The organism is Burkholderia singularis, assembly GCF_001718875.1.
In the GTDB taxonomy this organism is placed as follows: Bacteria; Pseudomonadota; Gammaproteobacteria; order Burkholderiales; family Burkholderiaceae; genus Burkholderia; species Burkholderia singularis.
In genome coordinates, this window is sequence record NZ_CP013448.1 from 104,623 (window position 1) to 127,570 (window position 22,948).

Sequence of the window (22,948 nt, forward strand, 5' to 3'; positions counted from 1 at the left end):
GAACTGCCCTCCCCAAATTGGAGGCAAATCCAACCGTTGGGTGCAGTTCACTTGCGCGGGCCGTTTTTTTGCCGCTCGAATCAAACGAGATGCCGCGCCGCCATCAGAAGATGTTGCGCAGTCCGATCGACACGCCGGTCTGGTTGTTGCGTCCCGGCAGCTCGACCGTCGCCGCGCCGGTCACCTTGCTGAAATCGACCGTGCCGTAAATTTCGGTGCGCTTCGACAACGCATATTCGGCCAGCGCAACGCCCGTATAGCGGTTGCCGCTCGCGAGCTGGCCGCTCGCGTTCGTCGCATTGCGCATGTGGTCATAGTAGAACGCGCCCGTCAGCGTAAGCGCAGGCGTGGCCTGCCAGCTCACGCCGGCGAACGGGCCGTCGTCGATCCGGCCCGTGCCCTTCGGCGCGCCGTTTGCGAACAGCCCCTGCTGCTGCACGAGCAAGCCGTCGACAAAACCCGTATCGTCCTTCGAGCGCAAATAGCCCGCGTAAAGCTTCACGGTGCTGAACGCGTAGACGACGTTCGCGTGATAGATCGTCTGCTTGCGGCTCGAATTGTCGCTGTTCTGCTGAACGCCCGCCGCGATGCTGATCGGCCCCGCCACATACGACAGCGAGAAGCCGTACATATTGCCCGCGCCCAGGTGGCCCGGAATCTGTCCGGAGAAGCCGCCCGTGCCCGTCGACGTCGAATCGGTGCCGAACGAGTAGATCGCGCCGAGCGTCAGGCCGCCGAACGTGCCGCGATACTTGATCGAATTATCCGCATAGAGCCCCGCGCCGAGCGCGACCGGCAGCCACGCGTTCTCGAGATAGTTGCCGACCGTCAACGGATCGTATGTATCGCTCAGCAGATCGAACAACACCGTTTTCTGGCGCCCGAGCGTGAGCGTGCCGTACTGGCTCGACAGGCCGACATAGGCGGCGCGGTTGAACATCCGATGGCGGTCCGAGAACGATCCGTCCTGCAAGTTCATGCCGCTTTCGAGATTGAAGATCGCCTTCAGGCCGCCGCCGAGATCCTCGTTGCCGCGCAGGCCGATGCGGCTGTTCGTGATCGCGCCGTTCGTCATGAACACGCGGCCGTCGTTATTGGCGTTCGAATTGGTCAGATAACGCACGCTGACATCCGCCACGCCCCAAAGCGTCACCGAGCTTTGCGCGATGGCTTGCTGGCTCGCGATCGCCAGCATCGTTCCTGCTGCAACCCCCGCGATTTTAGTCATTGGTTTCATTGATTGTCCTGTATGAATTGTCTCCGTCTCCCGCACTCGGCCATGGCCGCAGCAGGCTTCGCCGTCACGCGCGACGAGCCGCAAATCATATGACGATGTCGGCTCCGGCCAAAAAAAGACCATGCCGCATGGGCGGCGTTGTCGTCATTGCGCAACGGTGGGCGGTTGCCGGCGCTTCGCCGCGGCGTTCGGCCGGCGCTCGGGCGCGCAGGTAGTCAGCCGCGCTGGGCGTCGCGCTCGCAAAAGCGCAGGCGGTTGCCGAACGGATCGGCAATCTCCATCACTCGCCCCCAGTCGTAGCGCTCGACCGACGGGCGCGCATAGGCGTAGTGCTTGGCGTGAAGCTCGTCGCGCAGCGTATCGATGCCTTCGAGCGGCGCGAAGACCGTTGAGCCCGGCGTCGCGTCGCCGTGGTGTTCGCTCAGATGAAGGATCAGATCGCCGCGCCGCACCTGCGCGTAAAGCGGCAAGCCGGGCGCGAAGCGATGCTCCCATTCGAGCACGAAACCGAGGAAATCGACGTAAAACTCCTTCGCCTTCGGCTCGGAGAAGATTCGCAGCACAGGAATCGCAGATGAAAATTGCATCGGGGCGCCCTCTCTGTCGGGATTCGCTGACGCCCGAGCGTATCAGGTATGCATAGATGCGGCAGCCGATACGCGGGCCGCCGTGCGCGGGCGTCATGCACGGTGCGTCGTTAGCCGTCCTGCGCGGGCGCGCGCGTGCCGCGGCGCGCACGCCGGATGATCTCCGCGAATGCCGCGATCAGCAGCAGCACCGCGCCCCATAGCGCATTGCCGCCGGTCAAGCGCGTCAGCAGGCCGCCCAGCACCGCGCCGAACAGGAAACAGAAACTGATGATCGCAAGCAGCCCTGAGTCGTGCAGCACCCGTGCGTCGTAGCGGGGAATCAGGCCGGCGAACAGCAATTGTGCGGCGCGGCGCAGATTGCCCGTCGTCATCACCGAGGTATAGGACAGGCTCTCCAACTGAGTAAACGACAACGTTTGCAGCGTCGCGACGAACGAGATGCCCGGAATCAGCCATGCGCTCGACCATTCAGGCCAGCCGCACGACGCGAGTGCAAGAAACACGATCTCCACGCACAGCGCAACGAATGCCGTGTGCCGGACCCAGCCCTTTTGCGCGGCGAGCCCCAGCAGATGCGAGACGAACACCGCGAGCACGAATCCGCCGAGCGGCGGCACATGATGCAGCGCCTGCGCCCAGTCGCCCGCCGATACGTTGATGCCGAGCAGCGCGACATTGCCCGTCATCGTATTCGCGAACACACGGCCATGACCGACATACGTGTACGCGTCGAGAAAACCGCCCGACAGCGTGAGCAGCGCTGCAACGCCCAGGTTGCGGCTGGCGGCATCGAGGTTCATGACCGCATGCCGTTCATAGTTGCTTCAGGCAGCACGCGTTGCGCGCGAAACCACCCGCATGCCTCCATCTTGCCGATGGCTGCATGGCCACCGCCCGCGAGCCGGACAGGCTTCACCGCCCGGCTCATGTTGAACGCCATGGACAAACCGTCGAGCGTCGGCGCCTCGCCCCCCGCGGCCGTGCGGCCGCCGGCGAACGTGTTGCCATTCGCATCCCTGACGATTGCCGTTGCCGCATCCGCATCGGCGGCAGTCGACGCGCCGGCAGCCGGCCAATCATGTGCGCAGTGCGCGCAAATATAATGGCCGTCGTCGGTGCAGATGTTGTCCATCGCGCATGGCGGGCACGCGAAAGGCGTCGGCTTCATAGGCGCAGCCTGGTTTCCGATTGGTCGAATGCGCGCCAGTATACCCGCCGCCCCGGCCCCTCCCATCACGTCTCAACGCTTTGCCTTGTCATGACTGCCGTTCAATTCTTTCTGCGCTATACCGCCGTGCCGTTCATCGCCATCGTGCTCGTCGTCGTGTGGGCGCTCAATCGCGAAGCCGATGAGATCGATGCGCGCCAGTACGCGGCGCTCGCCGCCGCCTATCCCGGCTTCACGCCGGATCTGCGCGATGAAGTCGGACAGGCGATGCGCGACGGCAAGCTGACGAAATCCGACTATGCGTCGATCGTGCGCGACTCGCTGAACCACGGCTACGTGCTCGACTGGTCCGCGCCCGGCGCCGGCCTCGCGGCCGAGCGCGCCCGGCTGCTCGGCCTCGTGAAGGGCGGGGTGCGCGATGCGCGCGATACGGCGCGCTGAGCGTGCGCAGCGTGCCCTGAATACCTCAGCATCGTGGCAACGCCGCGGCTCAAGCGACGAAACCGCTCGCCACGCCCAGCAGCGCGCCGCCCGCCAGCAGCCAAAGCGGATGTACACGCGTGCGGTACGCGAGCGCCGCGCTTGCCGCGGTGATCCCCCATTGCAGCGCCGAATGATTCGAGGCTTCGGTAATCAACACCGCGCTCGCGATGACGAGGCCGGCCGTCACCGGCATCATCCCTTGCTGAACATAGCGGCGCCACGGCTTGTCCTTGAAGCGCTCCCATGCGTGCAGCACCAGCATGGTCACGACCGACGACGGCCCGAATTTCGCGATCGACGACACGGCGAGCCCCGGCCATCCCGCGACATGCCAGCCGACAAGCGGCACGATCATCATGTTCGGGCCCGGCGCGGCCTGTGCGAGTGCGAACAGCGCGGTGAACGCCTGGGCGCTCATCCAATGATGCACGTCGACGACTTGGCGCTGCATCTCCGGCAGGATCGTGTTGCCGCCGCCGAATGCGAGCAGCGAAAGCTGGGCGAAAATCGCCGCGAGTGCGGCAAGCGTGGTGCTCATTGGCGTGCTCCCGGCGGGTTGGGGTCAACGTCGGCGGCCGAGCGCGGGGGGGTGGCGTTTGTGGCGTTTGTGGCGTTTGTGGCGTTTGTGGCGTTTGTGGCGTTCGTGGCGTTCGTGGCGTTCGTGGCGTTCGCTGCGTTCGTGGCGTTCGTGGCGTTCGCTGCGTTCGCGGCGGCACCGCCTTCGCTCCCGCGCGCACCGCGCTGCGCGCGCGACGCAAGCCAAATGCTCACCGGCGTCAGTACCAGCATCGTCGGCAGCAGCGCGATGCGCAGCCCGGCAATCGCGACGACCGCAAGCGCCGCAATACAGGCCGCCTGACGCGCATGACGCAGCGGCTTCGCGACCTTTCCCGCCATCGCGATCAAAAGGCCCGCCGCCGCGGCCGCCAGGCCGCCGAATAAATGCTGTATCTGCGGATACTGCTGCGTCCTCGCATACAACACACCCAGCGCGACAACCACGAGCGTCGGCCCGGCAACGAGGCCCATCAGGCCCGCGAGCGCGCCCGGCACGCCGCGAAACCGCATCCCGACGGCCACCGACAGGTTGATCACGTTGCCGCCCGGCAGAAATTGGCACAAGCCGAGCAAATCGGTGAACTCGTCGGCGCTAAGCCAGCGGCGCTCCTCGACAAGCGCGCGCCGCGCAAACGGCAGCGCGCCGCCGAACGATATCAGCCCGAGGCCGAGAAACCCGATGAACAAATCGGCAACACTGATCGCCCGCGCGCCGGAAACAGGTTCGAGCGGAGATTGCATAGGGATCCTCGCGATTTCGATGTGCCGAGATTACGCCCGTTCATCGCAGGCGCAAAACGATTTTGCCGACATTCTCTTGTGATCTAAAATCACAAGCATGGCACGCGATCTCCCCCCGTTTCCTGCATTGAAAGCCTTCGAAGCCGCTGCAAGACATGAAAGTTTCAGCGCCGCCGGCGAAGAACTGCATGTGACTCACGGTGCCATCAGCCGCCAAATCGCCGCATTCGAAGCGTGGCTTGGCAAGCCGGTATTTCACCGGCACGGCAAACGCGTGAAGCTCACCGACGAAGGGCGCCGCTATCTCGTGACAGTCGAGGCGGCATTCGACAGCATCGCGCTTGCGACCGAGCAACTGCGCCACACCGGTGCGGCGCGCGTGCTGCGCATCGATGCGCTGCCTACTTTCGCGATGAAATGGTTGCTGCCGCGTCTGTCGCGGTTCCAGCGCGACACACCGAACGTCGAACTCAAATTATCGACATCGAATACGCCACTTGGCGCGCTAGACGGTTTTGACGTCGCAATCCGCCGCGGGCCCGGCCGCTGGCCGAATTGCGCAAGCGGCCGGTTTCTCGACGAAAGCTTGATTCCCGTCTGCAGCCCGGCGCTGCTCAAGCGTGCGCCGATCGCAAGCGCGGACGATCTCGCGCGCCACGTGCTGCTGCATTCGGACACGCGCCCCGGCGCATGGCGCGAATGGTTCGCCGCGGCGGGCGTACCGATGAAAAACCGCAAGAAACAGTCGTTCGACCATTTCTATCTGGCGCTGCAAGCAGCCGTGGACGGCCTCGGCGTCGCGCTCGGGCCGCTGCCGCTGATGGCCGACGAACTCGCGAACGGCCGGCTGGTGACGCCGCTGCCGGGCCCGAGGATCGCGGCGCGCAGCTACTGGTGGATCGCGCCGCGCGAGACGGCCGGTGAAGCGCTCGTCAACCGGTTTTGCGCATGGCTCGAAGCGCAGGCCGATGCCGGCTGAACGCCGGGCGCGACGGCGATCTGGCGCCCGGCCAAGCGCCGCAGGCCGGATTGCGTCGGCGGCCGGCGGCGCGAAGCGACGAGCGGAAGACGCATTGCTTGATGCGCCGCCGCAGCGTGAAGCATGCGTGCACGCCAGCGCGCGGACGCTCAAACCACCGGCCCCGGCTCCTTCTCCTTGCGCAACAGCGCGTAAAGAACGATCGCGCCAAAGGTCGCGGTGCCGATTCCACCGAGCGCGAAGCCGCCGAATTTGACCGAAAAATCGCCCGCGCCCAGCACGAGCGTGACTGCGGCGACAATCAGATTGCGGTTGTCCGAGAAGTCGACGCGGTTGACCACCCAGATCCGCGCGCCCGTCACCGCGATCAGCCCGAACACGACGATCGACACGCCGCCCAGCACCGCCGGCGGAATCGTCTGGATCAGCGCGCCGAATTTCGGCGAAAAGCCGAGCGCGACCGCGATCAGCGCGGCGGCAACGAACACGAGCGTCGAGTAGATCCGGGTAACCGCCATCACGCCGATATTCTCCGCGTAGGTCGTCACACCCGTGCCGCCCGCGCTGCCCGACACGATCGTTGCGAGTGCGTCGCCGATGAACGCGCGGCCGACGTAGCGGTCCAGATTGCGCCCCGTCATCGCGCTCACTGCCTTGATATGGCCAAGATTTTCCGCGACGAGGATGACCGCGACGGGCGCGATCAGCGCAAGCGCGCGCGGATCGAATGCCGGCTGGCGAAACGTCGGGACGCCGAACCACGCGGCATGCGCGACGCTCGCGAAATCGATCGGCTTGCCGAGCCCGAGCCCGTTGGCCGCCACCGCGTAGATCGCATAGGCAATCAGCACGCCGACGAGAATCAAGAGCCGCTGCAGCATCCCGCGCGCGAACACCGCCACGCCACCCACGCACAGCACCGTCACGAGCGCGAGCGTCGAATCGAACGCCGACGCGCTGACGCTCTTTACCGCGACCGGCGCGAGATTCAGCCCGATCACCGCGACGATCGCGCCGGTGACGACAGGCGGCATCAGCGCCTCGATCCAACGCGTGCCGATCGCCGCGACGATCGCACCGATCAGCGCGTAGACGACGCCGCACGCGATGATGCCGCCGAGCGCCACCGGCACGTTGGCGTTCGGCCCCGCGCCGCCGTAGCCGGTCGCCGCGATCACAACGCCGATGAACGCGAAGCTCGAGCCGAGATAGCTCGGCACGCGGCCGCCGACGAGCACGAAGAACAGCAGTGTGCCGACGCCGGACATCAGGATGCAGAGGTTCGGGTCGAAGCCCATCAGCAGCGGAGCGAGCACGGTCGAGCCGAACATCGCGACGACGTGCTGCACGCCCATCGCGGCCATTTGCGGCCAGGGCAGCCGCTCATCGGGCGCGACGACCTGGGTCGCATCGGCGCGCGGCTGCAACCGCCAGCGCGGAAAATAGGAATCGGGCATCGCGGGGCTCTCCTCTGGTCCGGGTACGGCGCGCGGGGAACGGCTCGCCGCGCGAAAAATCACGCGGGAGTGTACGGAGCGGCAAACGCGATGACAAGAGAGCGCGGCGCGGACGATAAAGCGCACGGCCGCCCGGACGGTGGGACGGCTGCCGTGCGGCAAGCGGCGAATCCGCCGTGTGGCAAGCGCGGACGATAGCGCAAACGCCTGCGCCGCGAAAAAATACCGCAACGCCAGCCGACCGGCCCCAAAGAAGCGATACGAGACGGCGCGGCACGCCGCCGCGTGTGCCGCTTACGGATTCAAATACTGGAACAGCGATAAATTCTGCATCTGCACAAACGTCTTCTGCGCGGCAGACAGCGCGTTCTGCACTTGCAGGAACTGGCTGATCGCGGCCGGCAAATTCGTATCGGTCAGATTCGACAGGTTGTTCGCGGTTTGCAGCGAGTTCGTCGACGTCACCGCCTGCATCGCTTTTACCTCCTGCACGCGGCCGCCCACCGACGCCTGCACGGTCAGCACGTTCGTCATCGTATTCGTCAGCTTTGTCGACGCGGTCGCGAGCGCGTTCGTCAGCGCGGTCGACGCGACCGGATCGCTGCCGACGGGCGCCTTCAGCACGGCGATCGCCGTGTCGAGCGTCGCGAACACGTCGGTGCCCGCCTGCGGCGCGGGCGTGACGGTGAACGTGTCGCCGGGTGCGGGCTTGCCCGACACCGCCACCGTCTGGCCGCCGAGATCGATGCCCGCGCCGGGCGAATAAGGTTGAGCGGCGCCGGTGGCCGGCGGGACGACCGTATTGTCCGTGACCGTGTAGGTCGGCGCGGCCGCCGTGCCGCCGAACGTGATCGTGAACTGGTGCGCATTGGCCGGATCGGACGCGCTCGCGATGCTCACCGCGCCGATCGTGCCCGAGCCGGTATTGCCCGCACCGGCGGCCGGCACCGGCAGGCTTCCCGCAAACGGCACCGACAGGAACACGCTCGCGCCGCTGTCGCCCTGCGCGATCGTGCGCGTATCGGCGATCTGCACGGTGCGCGCGCCGGGATCGCCGCTATACGTGACACCGCCGCCCGGCTTGTTCGAGAACGGCTGCGTCGTGGTCTGAAAGCCCGCGAACAGATAGTTGCCCGCGCCGTCCGCGGTGTTCGCGAGCGTCAGCAGATGGTCGCGCACGCCCTGGAGCTGCGCGGCGAGCGCGGCGCGGTCGGTGTCGGACAGTCCGCCGTCGCCCGCGTGCATCAGCAGGCTGTATGCGCTGTTCAACTGGGTGTTCACGCTGGCAAGCGCCGTGTCCTCCGTTTGCAGCGCGCTCAGCGCGCTTGCCTGATTCGACGTGTACTGTGCAAGCGCCGCCGACGCCGCCGACAACTGTACCGCCTGCGCGGCCGCGAGCGGATTGTCGGCGGGGGTCGTCAAGCTGATGCCGCTCGAGACTTGCTGGTAAAGCTGCGCGAGTTGCGCCTGCTGGTCGTTCATCATGCCGACGTTCAGGCTGTATAGCTGGGCGCTGGAAATACGCATCGCTCATCCTCCCCGCTCAATTGAACAGACCGAGCACGGTCTGGAACAGCGAGTTCGCCGTCTGGATCACTTTCGCGTTCGCCTGATAAAGCTGCTGATATTGCATCAGGTTCGCCGCCTCCTCGTTCTGGTTCACGCCGGACACCGACTGCTGCGCGGCCGTGGCCTGACCGATCAGCGCCGTCTGCGCGGCGCTCGACGCCTTCAACTGGCTCGCCGCATTGCCGATCGCGTTCACGTAGCTCGCATACGCGCCCGTCAGCGTCGCCGTGCCGCCGTTCATCGTCTTGCCGTTGACGAGCTTCGACAGCGCGAGCGCGTTGCGCCCGTCGTTCAGGCCCGTGTTCGCGGCGATCGTGAAGCGGTCGCCATCGGCGGGCGCACCCGACAACGTGACGGACACGCCGTTCATCACGCCGGCCGGCGCGGGCTGCACCGTGCTCGACACCGTCAGCGTCGCGCCGAGCGACGCGTCATACGGCACGCGCGTCGTCGGGCCCGTGATGTCGATCGAGGTCGGCGGCGTGCCCGCGATCGTGACCGTCGTGCCCGCCGGAAAGCCCGTCAGCGATTTCGCCGCCGCGTCGTAGATGAGCGTCGTCGTGCCGGACGGCAACTGGTAGCCCGCGCCCACCGCGCCTTGCGAGATCACGCCCGTTCCGCTGTTGGACGCCGCGCTCGCCGCAAGCACCGGCGAGGCCGCCGCGATCGCCGAGCCGTTGGAGGTGGCGAGCGCGAACGCGTCGAGCGCGCCGCGCGTCGGCAGCACGGTGAACGCGTCGCCGGCGGCCATCGTGCCGGTGATCGACAATTTGAGGCCGCCGAGCGTCGCCGGCAGCGTAGTCGACGTGCCGACGACGTTACCCGTCGCGCGATCGGTCAGCGCATACTTCGCGCCGTCGAACGACAACGTATAGTCGCCCGACGGCGGCTGCGTGCTGTCGGCAAACGACACGGCAAGCGCCGCGCCGCCGGTGTTGCGCTGATTCGCATAGACGGCCGGATTCGCGACGGTGAACAGATCGCCGCCCGGCTTGCCCGACAGGTCGATGCCAAGCGCATTCTGCGCGTTGACTTGCGCGGCAAAGCTCACCGCCAGCGCGCCGAGTTGCGCCTGAGCGGGATCGAGCGTCTGGCGGCGAAACTGGAGCAGGCCGCCGAGCGTGCCGCCCGTCAGCGACACGTCGGGCAGATATTGCGCCGCGCCCGGCGGATTCGTGCCCGCGATGCCCTGCGACACGATCGTGAGTTCGCTCGGATCGGACTGCGACGCAACGGCCGCGAGCTGGTAGCTCGCGCTGGAGACCACGAGCGGCTGCCCGCCCGCGAGGAACACGCTGTAATTGCCGTCGCTTTGCACCACCTGAACGCCGACGAGCTGCGAAAGATTCGACACCGCGAGATCGCGCTGATCGAGCAACTGATTCGGCGGCTGCCCTTGCGCGCTCGCGCCCGCGATCTGCTGATTGAGTTGCGCGATCTGCGCCGCGTAACCGTTGATTTGCGAGACGGCGCTCGTGAGTTGCGAATTCACGTTCTGACGCAATTGCGCATACTGCTGGCCGGCCGCGACGAGTTGGCTCGCGAGCGTTTGTGCGTTGCTCATCGCGGTTTGCCGCGTCGACGGATCGGACGCGCTGTTTGCCACCGTCTGCAGTCCGCTGAAATAGTTCGAAATCGCAGACGAGATGCCGGCCGTCGGGCTGCCGACGTAGTTGTTGAGCTGCGCGACGAGCGTGTAATACGTCGACAACGCGCTGCCCTGCGTTTGCGCGGCATTGAGCTGGTCCGACAGATACTGGCTGTACTGGCGCTCGACGCTCACCGTCGTCGCGCCTTGCGGCAGATAGCCGCTCGACGTGTATTGGCCGCCCGCCTCCGCAAACACGGGGCGCTCGACCGAATAGCCGGGTGTGGCCGAATTGCTGATGTTCTGGCCGGTGGTGGTGAGCCCCCAGAGCGCGGCGTTCAGGCCGCTGACCCCAAGGTTCATGAGGATATTGGACATGCGCGATCCTATTAGCCGGCCGCGCCGCGGCCGCCGGGTTGCGTGGATTCCAGGGATAACGGCCGCGCGTCGGAAAAATTGAGGCCGCGCGCGAAGCGGCGAACGCGCCGAAACGGCCGGGCGGAGCCCGGCGCATGAAACAGGACGAACGGCGGACGCGCCGGCCATACCGCCGACCGCGCATCGCGCCAGCGCGCGCATGCGTATGCATACGCATGCGCGCCACACCCGGCCTCGGCCGCTCGCCCGCGCGGATAGGCGCGGCCGGCGCGCAGACGCTGCGCTACGTGCGCGCGAGCTGCCGCCGCTTCATTTCGAGCTGCGTGATGAGCCGCTGCAACGTGTTTTCCGTGCTGCCCGGCAGCGACACGAAGCGAAACCCGAGCTGATGACGGCATGTGCCGCTCGGCGCGCGGGTGGAACTGTGCGCGACGAGTTGCAGGTCGAGCGACAGCATCCCGTGCCCGTTCAGGTTCAGCTCGACATCGCATAGCGTCGTGCCGAGTTCGAGCGCGGCGACGCGTTCGTCGGCCGTGCGCAACCCGAGGCCGCCGAGCGACAGATTGTGGATTTCGAACAGAAAATGCTCGCCGTCCGGCAACTTGCCGCGGCAGACGAACGGATCGACGAGCGGCGCATCGACGCGGAAGTACTCGCGGCGCTGTACGCAGTAAAGCACCTCGGGAAAATCGGCTTCGAACGCGGGCAAACCTTCGAAGCGGGTTTCGCGCGGCGGCGCGGTGGAGAATTCAACGCGTATGCCGTCCGGCGCCGCGCGGAACTCGCAGCACGGGGCGGCAAGCATGCCCGCGTTCTGCTCGGCGAGCGCGCCCCAGTCGAACACGAAGGTTCGCGCGCCGACATCGACGTCGAGAATGCGGGTAACGAGCTGGCCGCCGCGATATTCGACGGTTAAAAAATCCCTGCGATTGACAAGATTGCGCAACTGCACGCCGATCTCGAGCGGATTACGGCGACCGAAATCATGGCCGGTAGGCGCAATGGCGCCTTCGCCCTGACGAGTCGATTGTTCGGTGTTCATGGCTTGCCGGTATTTATCTTGATGCGCCCATGTCCTGCTTCCCCGAGGCGCGGAAAGACCGGGCTCAGTGCGCCCGATCACTGGTCTCTTGCATTTAGCGGCAACAGCAGCGCAAAGTTTAGATCGAATCCGTTTTATATTTTTGTTAGCAAACGTCAAAACCGCGCGAATCCCCGGCAATCTCTCAGTTCGATGCCGCAGGGGCGCGCGGCATCGGCCATCAGCCAATCTGCTGCATGATCGAAATCAGTTTCTTCGCATAGGCCGGATCAGTCGCGTAGCCCGCCTTCTGCATACCGTGCGCGAAACCCTCTACGCTCTGTCCGGCGTTCAGCACGCCGGCATAACGCGGATTGTTTTTCAACAGATTGGCATAGTCGGTCATCGCATGCTCGTATGAATCGTATGCGCGGAACTGTGCGACGACGCGGCGCGGCCGGCCCTCCACGTATTCGGTCGTCACAGCCAACACCGTGCGCCCGCGCCAGCCCTTGGTCGCCTTGATACCGAATACGTTATAGCTCGTCGCGCCGTCCGCGCCGCGAATCTCGCGCTTGCCCCAGCCCGATTCGAGCGCCGCCTGGCCGACGATGAAACGCGCCGGCACGCCCGTGGCGGCGCTCGCCGCCTGTGCCGCGCCGGCCAGCTTGTCGACGAATGCGTCCACCTGCGCCGAACCGTCGCCGCCGCTGCCGCCTCCCTTCGGCGGCATCAGCGCGCTTGCCGCCGAATAGCCGCGGCTCGCGAGCGCGCCGTGGCGCGAAGGCGCGCCCGCATACGCGGCCGCGAGCGCGCTCATCGCCGCGAGGCCGCCTTCGTCCTGCGCATCCGGCGCACCGGCCGCGCCAAACGCGCCGTTCGTCTGACGCAGCAGCTGCTTGGCCAGCGCATCGGCAACGCCGATGCCCTTCGACGACATCTGCTGCGCAAGCTGCTGATCGAGCATCGACGTATACATTTTCGATGCGCTCGAATCGAGCAGCCCCCCGGACGGCGTCGCGTCGCGCATGCTCTTGAGCATCATTTGCGTGAACATCGCGTCGAACTGGCCCGCGACCATTTTCACGCCGTCGCGCGGCGCGGCCGTCGCGGCCTTCGCGCGCATCGCGTCGAACCCCTGCATATCGAGCGCGAAGCGCTGCGACAGATCGTTTGCCTTCGTGAAATTCGTCATCCGGATGCCCCTCAGATGATTTCCAGATCCGCGCGCAGTGCGCCGGCTGCCTTCATCGCCTGCAAAATCGAGATCAAGTCCGCCGGCGTCGCGCCGAGCGCGTTCAGCGCCTTCACCACGTCGGCAAGGTTCGCCCCGGCCGTCACCATCTTCAGTGCGCCGTTGTCCTGCTTCAATTGAATCTGCGATTGCTGCGCGACGACGGTTTGCCCGTTCGAGAACGGCCCCGGCTGCGACACGACGGGCTGCGTGTTGACGACCACCGACAGGTTGCCGTGCGCGACCGCGCAGCTTTGCAGCGTCACCATCTGGTTCATCACGATCGAGCCCGTGCGCGCGTTCAGGATCACCTTCGCCGCGGCCTTCTCGGGGCTCACGTCGAGATTCTGCAGCCGCGCCATGAATGCGACTTGTTGCGCCGAATCGGCGGGCGCGGCCAGCTGGATCGTGCGCCCGTCGAGCGCCGTCGCAGTGCCCGGCCCGAAGCTCGCATTGACCGCCGAGACGATCCGCTGCGCGGTGCCGTAATCCATATCGTTCAATTGCAGTTGCAGCGTGCCGTTCATCTGCGCGAGCGCATTCGGCACGGCCCGCTCGACGATCGCGCCGCCGGCGATCCGGCCCGCCGCAAGCTGGTTCACCTGCACCCGGCTGCCGTTCGCGCTCGCGCCCGCGCCGCCGACCGCGAGATTGCCCTGCGCGAGCGCATAGACCTGGCCGTCCGCGCCCTTCATCGGCGTGAGCAGCAGCGTGCCGCCGCGCAAGCTCTTCGCATTGCCGAGCGACGACACCGTCACGTCGATCGCCTCGCCCGGCCGCGCGAACGGCGGCAGTGTCGCCGTCACCATCACCGCCGCGACGTTTTTCAATTGCATGTTCGACAGCGTCGACGCGCCGCCGCCATTCGTTGCGCCGTTGTTGATCGAAATGCCGAGATTCGCAAGCATGTTCGCGAGCGTCTGCGTCGTGAACGGCGTCTGCATGGTCTGGTCGCCGGTGCCATCGAGGCCGACGACAAGGCCGTAGCCGATCAGCGGGTTATCGCGCACGCCCTGAATTTGCGCGAGATCCTTCAGACGCTCCGCGTGCGCCGCGCATGGCGCGACGAGCACGCATGCGCTAATGGCGAGCAGTACGGCAGCGAACCCGCAGCGTGCCACGGCAACCGTGCGGCCGCGCACCGCAGCCACGCGCGCCATGCGATCGGCCCGGGCGTCTGCCGTTTCGGCTGCGCCTGCAGTCGATCGCGCGCGCGCAGCGGCAGCGGCAGCGGCAGCGGCAGCGGCAGCGGCGCGCATCATCATCGCAATCATGGCGCAGGCTGCCGGCCAAAGCCGCGGGCGCTGCGCCCGCGCGAGCGGATCACGCATCGAACCATCCATCGGAACGCGCATCGCCGTCACCACGGAGATACGTTGAGAAAAAAGCGTTGCAGCCAACCCATCGTTTCGGCCTCGTTGATATAGCCCTTGGCCGAATACTCAATCTTCGCGTCGGCGACTTGCGTCGAGTAGACCGAATTCGCGCCCGAAATCGTGTTCGGATTGACGACGCCCGAGAAGCGCACGAATTCGTTGCCCTGATTGATCAGCATCTGCTTCTCGCCGGACACGACGAGATTGCCGTTAGGCAGCACGTTCGTCACCGTCACGGTGATCGTGCCGTTGAACGTGTTCGCCGCGCTCGCGCCGCCCGTCGACGTAAATTTGTTCGCGCCTTCGGCAGACAGATTCGCCTTGTTGAACAGGCCGCCCAGAAAACCGGCCGTCGGCACGTCGAAGTTCGTGTTGCCCTGCCGGTTCGTGTTCGCGCCTGACGATTTCGTCGCGTTGATGTTCTCCGCGATCACGATCGTCAGGATGTCGCCGACGTTGCGCGGGCGTTGATCCTCGAACAGCGGCCGGCCTGCATAGCCGGGGTTGTAGATCGAGCCGGGCGCCTGCATCGAAGGCGGCAGCGGCGGCGCGGCCGTCATCGGCTGCTGCGTGATCGGCTCGCGCGGCAATTGCGCGCAGCCCGCACCCAGCGCGAGCGCGACAGCGGCGGCACTCGCCAACGCGGCCGCGCTCATGCCCGAGCGCGCGCGACGCGGCGCGGCGGCAAGCGGCCCGGCGCGGCCGGCCGCCCCCAGGCAGCAACCGGCATGGGCCGGCGGCCGGCGCGGCCGCCCCGTGTGGAGCGAACCCAGCGCGGCGGCGCGCCGCGCCATGCGCGAAAGAAAACGAACCTGCATCATGGCTGGATGGCTGACTGAACGATGCGCGGCTTCAACGCGCCATCTGCGTGACGGTCTGCAGCATCTGGTCGGACGTCGTCACGGCCTTGCTGTTGATTTCGTATGCGCGCTGCGTCTGAATCATGTTGACAAGCTCCTGCACGACGTTCACGTTCGACGCCTCGACATAGCCCTGCCTGAGCGTGCCCGCGCCGTTCTGCCCCGGCTGCGCCGGATTCGCCACGCCCGACGACGTGGTCTCCTCGAACAAGTTCTCGCCTTTCGCATCGAGCCCGGCCGGATTGACGAACGTTGCGATCTGCAGCGAGCCGATCTGAATCGCGTTGTTCGAGCCCGGCTGCTTGACCGACACGACGCCGTCGCTGCCGATCGTAAGCGCCGTCGCATTCTGCGGTATCGTGATCGCCGGCAGCACCTGATAGCCGCTCGACGTGACGAGCTGGCCCTGCGCATTGGTCTGGAACGAACCGTCGCGCGTGTACGCGGTCGTGCCGTCCGGCATCAGCACCTGGAAAAAGCCCTGGCCGTTGATCGCGACGTCCTTCGAGTTGCCGGTCTGCTGCAACGCGCCTTGCGTGTAAAGCCGCTCGGTGGCCACTTGCTGGACGCCCGTGCCGAGCTGCAAACCGGACGGCAACTCGGTCTGCTGCGTCGAGTTCGCGCCCGGCTGGCGCACGGTCTGGTACAGCAGATCCTCGAACACCGCGCGCGAGCCCTTGAAGCCGGTGGTGCTCACGTTGGCGAGATTGTTCGAGATCACGTCCATCTGCGCCTGCTGCGCGCTCATGCCGGTCGCGGCGATATAGAGAGAGCGGTTCATTTATGGATTCCTGAAGGAAAGCGCTCGGCGAACGGCCGGCATCAACTGAAATTCAGCAATTGGTTGGCCGCCTGCTCGTTCTGGTCGGCCGATTGGATCAGCTTCGTCTGCCATTCGAACGCGCGCGCGTTGCCGATCATCGACACCATCGCCGCGACCGGGTTGACGTTACTGCCTTCGAGCGAATTCGGCACGACCTTCACGGCCGGATCGGCATCGGCGGGGTTGCCGTCCGCGGTGCGGAACAGGCCGTCGTCGCCGCGCTTGAGCGCCGCGGGATCGGGGTTGACGAGCTTCAGTTGATCGACGATCGCCACCGCCGTCGGCGGATCGCCCGGCATCAGTGCCGACACGGTGCCGTCCGCGCCGATCGTCACCTGCGCGTTCGGCGGCACGGCGAGCGGCCCGCCGTTGCCGACCACGGGCAGATTGTTCGCGGTGACGAGCTGCCCGTTCGCGTCGACGTGCAGGTTGCCCGCGCGCGTGTACGCCTCGCCGCCGTCGGGCAGCATCACGGTGAGCCAGCCCGCGCCGCGCACCGCGACGTCCAGCGGGTTGCCCGTCTGCGCGATCGGGCCCGGCGTGAAATCCGCGCCGGGCGTCGATGCCAGCGTATAGGTGCGTGTGGTCGCCGGGTCGACGTTGCCGCCGCCGGAGTCGAAATTCATCGGCACCGCGCGAAACGTCGCGAGCTGCGCGCGGAAGCCGGTTGTCGACGCGTTCGCGAGATTGTTCGCGACGACGGATTGCTGCTCGAGCGCCTGCGTCGCGCCCGTCATCGCCGTGTAGATCAGTCGGTCCATGAGGCTGGCTCGAATCCGCGAAGGCCGTTACAGGTTGATGAGCGTCTGGTCGACGCTCTGCTGCGTCTTGATCGTCTGCGCGTTCGCCTGGTAATTGCGCTGCGCGGTAATCAGCTTGACGAGCTGGCCCGTCAGGTCGACGTTCGAATTTTCGAGCGCGCTGCCTTGCAGCGTGCCGTGGTTCGTGCTGCCGGGCGCCGAGATCTGCGGCACGCCCGATGCGGAAGTCTCGACGTACTGGTTGTTGCCGACGTTCACGAGGCCGTTCGGGTTGTTGAAGTTCGCAAGCACGATCTGGCCGAGCGTCGCGGTCTGGCCGTTCGAGTAATTGCCGGTCAGCTTGCCGTCGGAGCCGACCGTAAACGTCGTCAACACACCGCTCGCGAAGCCGTTCTGTCTGAGATCGTTCACGCCGTTCTTGCCACCGTATTGGGTCGTGCCAGACAGATCGAGCGTCAGATTCAGCGGATTGGCCGCGCCGGTGGACGTCGGAACCGTAAACGAGAACTGGCCGACATTGGGCGTCGGCGCGCCGCTGCCCGCCTGCGTCGTGCCGGCGATCGCGCCGGCCGTGTTGAACTTGACCGCGCCGAGATCGGTCGGCGCCTGCCCTTGCTGGCCGGCATACACCTCCCACTCGCCCGACGTCGCGCTTTTCACGAAATAGACGTTCACGTTCTGCGAGCCGCCGAGCGAATCGAACACTTGCACCGACGTCTGATAGTTGTACGACGTCGAATCGCTGAAGCTGAACGGCGACGTCGCTGGCAGCGGATCCTGCGCGTTCAGGTTGAACTGGCCGGTGATCTTGGTCGTCGCGGTCGGCGCGATATTGGCCGTCGGCGCCTGCAGCGGCACCGTCGCGGCCATGTCGATCACGCCGTTCGCGTTGGCTTGATAGCCCATCAGGTTCAGCCCCTGCGCATTGGTGATATAGCCGTTTTTATCGCGCTGGAACGTACCGTCGCGCGAATAGGTGATCACGCCGTTGTTCGACATCTGGAAGAAGCCGTTGCCGTTGATCGCGACGTTCAGCGACGACGTGCTCGACTGGATCGTGCCCTGGCTGAACTGCTGCTGCACCGACGACAGCATCGTGCCGATGCCGATCGGATTGTTGACCGCCGAGGCAACCGAATTCGCATACATATCGGCGAATTGCGCGGTGCTCGCCTTGAAGCCGACCGTGTTCGCGTTCGCGATGTTGTTGCCGATCACGTCGAGGTCGCTCGACGCGCCCGCCAAGCCGCTCAAACCTTGTTGATAACCCATCTCGGTCTCCGTTGCGCAGAATCTGTGTCAGTTGGTGGTGGACGGCGCGCCGCCGTTCGGCGCGCTCGTCGCGGGGTTCGGGAAGATCGACGCGATTTGGCTCAGGCCCACCGTCTTGCCGCTCGACAGCACGAGCCCCGGCGCGCCGTCCGCCTGCTTGACCACGCTTTGCACGCGCGCGGCGGCAAGCGTGGGCGGCGCATATTGCTTGCCGGACACGTCGGTATAGCTCGCCGAAATCGTGTACGTGCCGTCGGGCAACGCGTTGCCGGCCACGTCGGTCGGCTTCCAATTGAACGGAACGGTGCCGGCCGGCTGCGCGCCCGCGTTGATCGTGTTGACGACCACGCCCGCCGCGTTCTTCACGGTGATCGTCAGATTCGTCACGGCGTTCGTCAATTGCACGCCGAACGGCGACGCCGCGCCGCCCTTCACCGCCACGTCGCTGCCCGGCGCGAGCACGTTCGCGCCGATCAGCATCGCCGCCTGGGTCTGCTGGCTCGCGGTGAGCTGCGACGACAGCGACGTCAGCGACGCGTTCAATTGCGCGATGCCGCTCACGGTGTTGATCTGCGCGAGCTGGGACGTCATCTGCGAGCTGTCCACGGGGTTCGTCGGGTCCTGGTTCTGCAACTGCGTGACGAGCAGCTTGAGGAACGTGGTTTGCAGGTCGGCTGCCGACGACGCCGGCAGCGAGCTGGCGGCGTTGATGTTCGTGCCGTTCGTGCCGTTCGTGCCACTGGTGCCGTTCGCGCCGTTCGCCGACGACGACTGGCCGTTCGCGCTGAACGTGTCGTAGGGCAGGTTCGTCACGTTCGCGCCGTTGCTGCCGATGGTGGTCGAAGAGGAGGTCATTCGGTTTCGCGCTCCTGCGAAGTCTGCTATATGCGGGATGACGGGATGACGTGATCGAAGGCCGCTGCGACGCGGCTCAATTGCCGATCGTCAGGGTTTTCAGCATCAACTGCTTCGCGGTGTTGAGCGTCTCGACATTGGCCTGATACGAGCGCGACGCGGAGATCATGTTCACCATCTCCTGTACCGGATCGACGTTGGGCATCGTCACATAGCCGTTCGGATCGGCGGCTGGGTTCGACGGATCGTAGGACGTCTTCATCGGCGACGGATCGTCGATCACCCGCGCGACATTCACGCCGCCGACGCCCTGGCCCGACGCGGTGCGCGCGCGGCCGATCGGCGCGGTCGCGAACACCACCTGCTTGGCCCGGTACGGCTTGCCGTCGGGGCCCGTCAGGCTGTCGGCATTCGCGAGATTCGACGCGGTGACGTTCAGGCGCTGGGACTGCGCCGACATCGCCGAACCCGCGACATCGAAAATGTTCATCAACGAAGGCATGCAATGCTCCTGGCTGGCTTGTGCGTTGAGCGCGCGGCGCGCTCGTCATCCGTTTCGCGCGGTGCGCGGCGCGCGGAAAAACGCGCGTGAATCGCCTGAATCGCTTGAATCTTTTGGGCCGAGCGTCACGAACCCGGGTTCGACGTGATCGCGGCGATCATCGTCTTGATCTGCTGCGTGATCACCGTCATGCCGGACTGGAAATGCAGCGCGTTGTCGGCGAACTGCACGCGCTCCATGTCGAGATCGACGGTGTTGCCGTCGAGCGCCGGCTGGCGTGGAATCCGGTATTGCGCGCGGCCGTAGTCGTCGCCCGGGCCGCCCGTCGGAATCAGCTTCGCCGCGCCGGCCATGTGCGCGTCCGAGGTGGCCGTCATCGCCATGGCGCTCGTCACGCCCGCCGGCTGCGCGAGGGCGAGCGCCGCCGCGTTGCCGCGCGCGCCGGCCGGCTTGAGCGCGCGCGCGAGCGTCGACGCGAAGTCGACGTCGCGCGCGCGATAGCCCGGCGTGTCGGCGTTCGCGATGTTCGACGACAGCAGTTCCTGCCGATACGCGCGCACATCGAGCGCCTGGCGGCCGAACGCGAATTCGGCGTCGAGTTTGTCCAGCATCTGCGTGCTCCGTCTGAAGATCTGAAGATGCATCGCCCCGCCGCCACGCACGGCGAAGGGGCTTTTTCCGATGGAACGCATCGTAGACGGGCCATGCAACGGGCAATCGGACGAATAACCGGCAAAGCGGCCCTCTATTCGCGGTTTGCGGGCTCGCCCCCGTCCCTAGAATGCGACGCGTGACAGACACTTACTTACGACAGTTGGACGGTTCCGGTTTCGAGGAGGGGGCGATGACGCCACGCGCGACGACCGACGGCGCACCGCGCATCACCGGCAGGCGCGCGGCGCTCGCGTGGGTGCTGGCGGCGGCGGGCTGGGCCTGCGCGGCGCAGGCCGCGCAACCGGCCGACAGCGGCATGATCGTGATTCCGGGACGTGGCGAATCGGCCGAAACGGCGCTCGCGAATGCGACGGCAAGCCCTCGCGCGGCGGATGCGGCCAATAGCGGCGAGACTGGAAAAGCCCGGGCGGCAAGCAGCGCTGCCCTCGGCGCCGGCCCTTCCGCGACGACGGACGACGCGCCCCTGGGCATGGCCGCGCAGCGCGTGCCGGCCGGCCGCGCCGTCGCCGCGCACGCGCAGCGCGAATATGCATGGCAAGTCGCGCCCGTCGCCTCGCAGGATGTGGGCACCGCCGCCGTCACCGCAACGGCCGACGCGCGAACGGCCGCAGCGCCGCCACGCGTGCCGCGTCAGCCGCGGCACCTCGAGCCGACACCAGCCATTCCCGGCGCGCCGCGCTCCGACGACGCGCCCGCCTCCATCGCGCCTCACACACTCGCCGCGCGCGGTGCGGCCGGCGCGCCGCGCGCGATACCAGCCAGGCCGCCGCTGCCGGCCTGCGCCGACGCGCCGGGATCAAGCGCGGCCGTTGTGCAAACATCGGCCGCGCGAACGCTTTGCGCATCGGCAAACGCATCCCGGCCGGCTTACGCCGCCGCGCGGCCCTCTCCGGCCATGCCGACCGCCGCAGGCCAAGACAGCGAAGCAATCCGCAGCGCAGCGCTTGCCTTCCTGCAGCAGCAGGCGGCAGGGCTGCCCGGCAAGGTCACCGTCACCGTCGCGCCCGCGCTCCCGCGCGGGCTGGCCGCGTGCGCGACGCTCGAACCGTTCCTGCCGACAGGCGCGCGCCTGTGGGGCCGCACGACGGTCGGCGTGCGCTGCGCGGGCGAGCGGCCGTGGACGCTCTATCTGCAAGCCAAGCTCACCGTGCAGGCGACCTACTACGTCGCCGCCCGCGCGCTCGCGCCCGGCGACACGCTGACGGCCGCCGATCTCGTCGCGCGCGAGGGCGACCTGACGTTGCTGCCGCTCGCCGTAATCACCGACCCGACGCAAGCCGTCGGCGCGAGCGCGCTGACGCGCGTTGCGGCCGGGCTGCCGCTGCGCCGGGATCTGCTGAAAAGCGCGGCGTCGGTGTCGATCGGGCAGACTGTGCGGGTGATTGCCTCGGGCCCGGGGTTCACGATCTCGGCCGAGGGCAGCGCGCTCGGCAACGCGGCGCCCGGCCAGCCGGTGCGGGTGCGCATGGCGGCGGGCCAGATCGTCACCGCGGTCGTCAAGGATGCGGCCACCGTCGAAATTTCCCTGTAGCGGCGCGCTGCGCGTGCGCAAACCGTCAAGAATTGCAAAGCTTCATCGATTCAGGGATTTACCCGCGCGCGAACACTAAAGTTCGGGCCTGCGCTGCCGTTATCGTGGCCAAACCCGTACAGGAACCGCCATCGTGAAAATCGATTCCCCTCCTGCGTCGAACACCCGGACGCTATCGAACGCCGGCCCGGGCACGGCGCGCTCACCGGCCGCCCCGGGCGCGGCCCAACCGGATGCGGGCGCCGCCAGCGCGCCGGCGCAAGGCGACGCGAACGTGAGCCTGTCCGGCCTGTCGTCGACGCTGCGCAGCCTCGCCGCATCGGGCAATGCGGATATCGACGTCGCGCAAGTCGAGTCGATCCGCGAGGCGATCCGCAACGGCACGCTGTCCATCGATACGAGCCGGATCGCCGACGGCATCCTGCAAACCGCCCGCGAACTGCTCAAGCAACCTTAGACGCCCCGCGCCGATCCGGCCGCGCCGCCGCAACGCCCCGGCGCGCCGGGCTCACGCGCGGCAAACCGAGCGAAACCAGATGAGAGACGAACTGCTGGCCACGATCACCGACGAACATGCGAGCGTCGAGGCGTTCGCGTCGCTGCTCGCCTATGAGGAAAAAGCGCTGACGACGCCCGAGCCGCTCGATGCGCTGCCGGGCCTCGTCGCCCGAAAGCTCGAACTGATCAACAAGCTCGCACGCCTCGAACGCGAGCGCGACGCGCTGCTCGCGTCGCTCGGTTTGCCGGCCGGCAAAAAAGGAATGGATCGCGCGGCCGAGGGCGACGTGCGCATCGCGAACGGCTGGCAGTTGTTACAGCAGGCAGCCGAGCGCGCTCGCCACGCCAACGCGATCAACGGGATGCTGATCCGAATCCGGATGGATCACAACGAGAAGGCGCTGGCGGTGCTGCGCGCGACACCGCAGCGCGCCGCGCTCTATGGGCCGGACGGGCGCCTCGGGGCTGCCACGCGCTGACCGTCCGCCGGTTCCGGCGTGCGCCGCGTGCGCTGCGTGCTGCGTGACCCGCCTGCGTCCGCGCGATCCTTATCGGCACCGTTTGCGGCCGCGCCGCATGAAAGCATGGCGCGAAGTGCACGCCGCGCGAATCGGGCCACCAGCCCGGTGGCCGTCGGCATCAACCGTCGGGTTCAACTGCCGGGTTCAACCGCCAAGTTCAACCGCCGTGCTCAACCGCCAGATTCAACCGCCAGGTTCAACCGCCGCGCTCAACCGCCAGATTCAATCGCCAGGCTCAACTGCCGTGCTTAACCGCCAGATTCAATCGCCA

General features: G+C 66.8%; 23 protein-coding genes and 1 pseudogene. 5 read left to right on the top strand and 19 right to left on the bottom strand.

Features of this window, described 5'->3' with window-relative positions; translation table 11 throughout:
• Positions 1-103: 103 nt before the first annotated feature.
• From AQ611_RS00485 to AQ611_RS00500, 4 genes are all read right to left on the bottom strand, one after another.
• Positions 104-1,237 (bottom strand): porin, encoded by a 1,134-nt coding sequence (locus AQ611_RS00485; protein ID WP_069233457.1) that lies wholly within the window; start codon positions 1,235-1,237, stop codon positions 104-106.
• Between the two features lie 215 nt (positions 1,238-1,452).
• Complete coding sequence (locus tag AQ611_RS00490; RefSeq protein ID WP_059517415.1) at positions 1,453-1,824, bottom strand: glyoxalase superfamily protein; 372 nt, start codon at positions 1,822-1,824, stop codon at positions 1,453-1,455.
• Between the two features lie 110 nt (positions 1,825-1,934).
• Positions 1,935-2,627 carry a YoaK family protein gene (locus tag AQ611_RS00495; protein WP_059517413.1) on the bottom strand — a complete coding sequence of 231 codons (693 nt, stop codon included), beginning with the start codon at positions 2,625-2,627 and terminating at the stop codon, positions 1,935-1,937.
• Positions 2,624-2,995, bottom strand: coding sequence for a hypothetical protein (locus AQ611_RS00500; RefSeq protein ID WP_083237190.1), 372 nt, complete (start codon positions 2,993-2,995; stop codon positions 2,624-2,626). Before AQ611_RS00500 ends, AQ611_RS00495 begins: the two co-directional genes overlap by 4 nt.
• A 90-nt stretch (positions 2,996-3,085) precedes the next feature.
• Between AQ611_RS00500 and AQ611_RS00505 the strand changes: the two genes are divergently transcribed.
• Positions 3,086-3,436, top strand: coding sequence for a hypothetical protein (locus AQ611_RS00505; protein ID WP_069233458.1), 351 nt, complete (start codon positions 3,086-3,088; stop codon positions 3,434-3,436).
• Positions 3,437-3,485: 49 nt separating this feature from the next.
• Here AQ611_RS00505 and AQ611_RS00510 read toward each other — a convergent pair whose 3' ends face one another.
• Both AQ611_RS00510 and AQ611_RS00515 read right to left on the bottom strand, forming a co-directional pair.
• Complete coding sequence (locus AQ611_RS00510; RefSeq protein WP_069233459.1) at positions 3,486-4,016, bottom strand: chromate transporter; 531 nt, start codon at positions 4,014-4,016, stop codon at positions 3,486-3,488.
• 179 nt (positions 4,017-4,195) lie between these two features.
• A pseudogene (locus tag AQ611_RS00515) lies at positions 4,196-4,777 on the bottom strand (chromate transporter); the annotation flags it as partial.
• Positions 4,778-4,874: 97 nt separating this feature from the next.
• Here AQ611_RS00515 and AQ611_RS00520 point away from each other — a divergent pair.
• Positions 4,875-5,756 (top strand): transcriptional regulator GcvA, encoded by an 882-nt coding sequence (locus tag AQ611_RS00520; RefSeq protein ID WP_069233460.1) that lies wholly within the window; start codon positions 4,875-4,877, stop codon positions 5,754-5,756.
• A gap of 149 nt (positions 5,757-5,905) precedes the next feature.
• On the opposite strand, the gene AQ611_RS00525 is transcribed toward AQ611_RS00520, so the two are convergent.
• The 13 genes from AQ611_RS00525 to flgB all read right to left on the bottom strand — a co-directional run bounded on the left by AQ611_RS00525 (position 5,906) and on the right by flgB (position 20,063).
• Positions 5,906-7,213, bottom strand: coding sequence for a solute carrier family 23 protein (locus AQ611_RS00525; protein WP_069235068.1), 1,308 nt, complete (start codon positions 7,211-7,213; stop codon positions 5,906-5,908).
• 294 nt (positions 7,214-7,507) lie between these two features.
• Positions 7,508-8,740 carry a flagellar hook-associated protein FlgL gene (gene flgL / locus AQ611_RS00530; protein ID WP_069233461.1) on the bottom strand — a complete coding sequence of 411 codons (1,233 nt, stop codon included), beginning with the start codon at positions 8,738-8,740 and terminating at the stop codon, positions 7,508-7,510.
• Positions 8,741-8,756: 16 nt separating this feature from the next.
• Entirely contained in the window at positions 8,757-10,748 is a 1,992-nt protein-coding gene (flgK, locus tag AQ611_RS00535) for a flagellar hook-associated protein FlgK (RefSeq protein WP_069233462.1), read from the bottom strand.
• Between the two features lie 283 nt (positions 10,749-11,031).
• Complete coding sequence (locus tag AQ611_RS00540; protein ID WP_069233463.1) at positions 11,032-11,790, bottom strand: flagellar brake protein; 759 nt, start codon at positions 11,788-11,790, stop codon at positions 11,032-11,034.
• A 220-nt stretch (positions 11,791-12,010) separates the two neighbouring features.
• Positions 12,011-12,964 carry a flagellar assembly peptidoglycan hydrolase FlgJ gene (flgJ, locus tag AQ611_RS00545; protein ID WP_069233464.1) on the bottom strand — a complete coding sequence of 318 codons (954 nt, stop codon included), beginning with the start codon at positions 12,962-12,964 and terminating at the stop codon, positions 12,011-12,013.
• 11 nt (positions 12,965-12,975) lie between these two features.
• Positions 12,976-14,163: a flagellar basal body P-ring protein FlgI gene (locus tag AQ611_RS00550; protein WP_069235069.1), complete on the bottom strand. Its 1,188-nt coding sequence runs from the start codon at positions 14,161-14,163 to the stop codon at positions 12,976-12,978.
• A gap of 200 nt (positions 14,164-14,363) precedes the next feature.
• Positions 14,364-15,035 carry a flagellar basal body L-ring protein FlgH gene (gene flgH / locus AQ611_RS00555; protein WP_059517966.1) on the bottom strand — a complete coding sequence of 224 codons (672 nt, stop codon included), beginning with the start codon at positions 15,033-15,035 and terminating at the stop codon, positions 14,364-14,366.
• Positions 15,036-15,231: 196 nt separating this feature from the next.
• A complete protein-coding gene (flgG, locus tag AQ611_RS00560; RefSeq protein ID WP_059517394.1) occupies positions 15,232-16,020 on the bottom strand; it encodes a flagellar basal-body rod protein FlgG in 789 nt (262 codons plus the stop codon).
• 41 nt (positions 16,021-16,061) lie between these two features.
• On the bottom strand, positions 16,062-16,823 hold the full coding sequence (gene flgF / locus AQ611_RS00565) for a flagellar basal-body rod protein FlgF (protein ID WP_059517392.1): 762 nt from the start codon (positions 16,821-16,823) through the stop codon (positions 16,062-16,064).
• Positions 16,824-16,850: 27 nt separating this feature from the next.
• The gene (gene flgE / locus AQ611_RS00570) at positions 16,851-18,095 is read right to left on the bottom strand and encodes a flagellar hook protein FlgE (RefSeq protein ID WP_059517390.1); all 1,245 of its coding nucleotides are present in this window, start codon (positions 18,093-18,095) and stop codon (positions 16,851-16,853) included.
• Between the two features lie 27 nt (positions 18,096-18,122).
• A complete protein-coding gene (gene flgD / locus AQ611_RS00575) occupies positions 18,123-18,950 on the bottom strand; it encodes a flagellar hook assembly protein FlgD (RefSeq protein WP_069233465.1) in 828 nt (275 codons plus the stop codon).
• A gap of 76 nt (positions 18,951-19,026) precedes the next feature.
• Positions 19,027-19,452, bottom strand: a complete 426-nt coding sequence (gene flgC / locus AQ611_RS00580) for a flagellar basal body rod protein FlgC (protein WP_059517386.1) — start codon at positions 19,450-19,452, stop codon at positions 19,027-19,029.
• 125 nt (positions 19,453-19,577) lie between these two features.
• Positions 19,578-20,063 carry a flagellar basal body rod protein FlgB gene (gene flgB / locus AQ611_RS00585; RefSeq protein WP_069235070.1) on the bottom strand — a complete coding sequence of 162 codons (486 nt, stop codon included), beginning with the start codon at positions 20,061-20,063 and terminating at the stop codon, positions 19,578-19,580.
• Between the two features lie 233 nt (positions 20,064-20,296).
• Between flgB and flgA the strand changes: the two genes are divergently transcribed.
• The 3 genes from flgA (at position 20,297) to AQ611_RS00600 (ending at position 22,635) form a co-directional block, all read left to right on the top strand.
• Positions 20,297-21,658: a flagellar basal body P-ring formation chaperone FlgA gene (gene flgA / locus AQ611_RS25280; RefSeq protein WP_069233466.1), complete on the top strand. Its 1,362-nt coding sequence runs from the start codon at positions 20,297-20,299 to the stop codon at positions 21,656-21,658.
• A gap of 133 nt (positions 21,659-21,791) precedes the next feature.
• Positions 21,792-22,115, top strand: a complete 324-nt coding sequence (gene flgM, locus AQ611_RS00595) for a flagellar biosynthesis anti-sigma factor FlgM (protein ID WP_059517382.1) — start codon at positions 21,792-21,794, stop codon at positions 22,113-22,115.
• 79 nt (positions 22,116-22,194) lie between these two features.
• A complete protein-coding gene (locus tag AQ611_RS00600) occupies positions 22,195-22,635 on the top strand; it encodes a flagella synthesis protein FlgN (protein WP_069233467.1) in 441 nt (146 codons plus the stop codon).
• The last annotated feature ends 313 nt before the right edge of the window (positions 22,636-22,948 follow it).

Coding starts and splice junctions, on each gene's coding strand:
- AQ611_RS00485 (WP_069233457.1), bottom strand. CDS start 1,237: ATGAAACCAATGACTAAAATCGCGGGGGTTGCAGCAGGAACGATGCTG.
- AQ611_RS00490 (WP_059517415.1), bottom strand. CDS start 1,824: ATGCAATTTTCATCTGCGATTCCTGTGCTGCGAATCTTCTCCGAGCCG.
- AQ611_RS00495 (WP_059517413.1), bottom strand. CDS start 2,627: ATGAACCTCGATGCCGCCAGCCGCAACCTGGGCGTTGCAGCGCTGCTC.
- AQ611_RS00500 (WP_083237190.1), bottom strand. CDS start 2,995: ATGAAGCCGACGCCTTTCGCGTGCCCGCCATGCGCGATGGACAACATC.
- AQ611_RS00505 (WP_069233458.1), top strand. CDS start 3,086: ATGACTGCCGTTCAATTCTTTCTGCGCTATACCGCCGTGCCGTTCATC.
- AQ611_RS00510 (WP_069233459.1), bottom strand. CDS start 4,016: ATGAGCACCACGCTTGCCGCACTCGCGGCGATTTTCGCCCAGCTTTCG.
- AQ611_RS00520 (WP_069233460.1), top strand. CDS start 4,875: ATGGCACGCGATCTCCCCCCGTTTCCTGCATTGAAAGCCTTCGAAGCC.
- AQ611_RS00525 (WP_069235068.1), bottom strand. CDS start 7,213: ATGCCCGATTCCTATTTTCCGCGCTGGCGGTTGCAGCCGCGCGCCGAT.
- flgL (WP_069233461.1), bottom strand. CDS start 8,740: ATGCGTATTTCCAGCGCCCAGCTATACAGCCTGAACGTCGGCATGATG.
- flgK (WP_069233462.1), bottom strand. CDS start 10,748: ATGTCCAATATCCTCATGAACCTTGGGGTCAGCGGCCTGAACGCCGCG.
- AQ611_RS00540 (WP_069233463.1), bottom strand. CDS start 11,790: ATGAACACCGAACAATCGACTCGTCAGGGCGAAGGCGCCATTGCGCCT.
- flgJ (WP_069233464.1), bottom strand. CDS start 12,964: ATGACGAATTTCACGAAGGCAAACGATCTGTCGCAGCGCTTCGCGCTC.
- AQ611_RS00550 (WP_069235069.1), bottom strand. CDS start 14,163: ATGGCGCGCGTGGCTGCGGTGCGCGGCCGCACGGTTGCCGTGGCACGC.
- flgH (WP_059517966.1), bottom strand. CDS start 15,035: ATGAGCGCGGCCGCGTTGGCGAGTGCCGCCGCTGTCGCGCTCGCGCTG.
- flgG (WP_059517394.1), bottom strand. CDS start 16,020: ATGAACCGCTCTCTCTATATCGCCGCGACCGGCATGAGCGCGCAGCAG.
- flgF (WP_059517392.1), bottom strand. CDS start 16,823: ATGGACCGACTGATCTACACGGCGATGACGGGCGCGACGCAGGCGCTC.
- flgE (WP_059517390.1), bottom strand. CDS start 18,095: ATGGGTTATCAACAAGGTTTGAGCGGCTTGGCGGGCGCGTCGAGCGAC.
- flgD (WP_069233465.1), bottom strand. CDS start 18,950: ATGACCTCCTCTTCGACCACCATCGGCAGCAACGGCGCGAACGTGACG.
- flgC (WP_059517386.1), bottom strand. CDS start 19,452: ATGCCTTCGTTGATGAACATTTTCGATGTCGCGGGTTCGGCGATGTCG.
- flgB (WP_069235070.1), bottom strand. CDS start 20,063: ATGCTGGACAAACTCGACGCCGAATTCGCGTTCGGCCGCCAGGCGCTC.
- flgA (WP_069233466.1), top strand. CDS start 20,297: ATGACGCCACGCGCGACGACCGACGGCGCACCGCGCATCACCGGCAGG.
- AQ611_RS00600 (WP_069233467.1), top strand. CDS start 22,195: ATGAGAGACGAACTGCTGGCCACGATCACCGACGAACATGCGAGCGTC.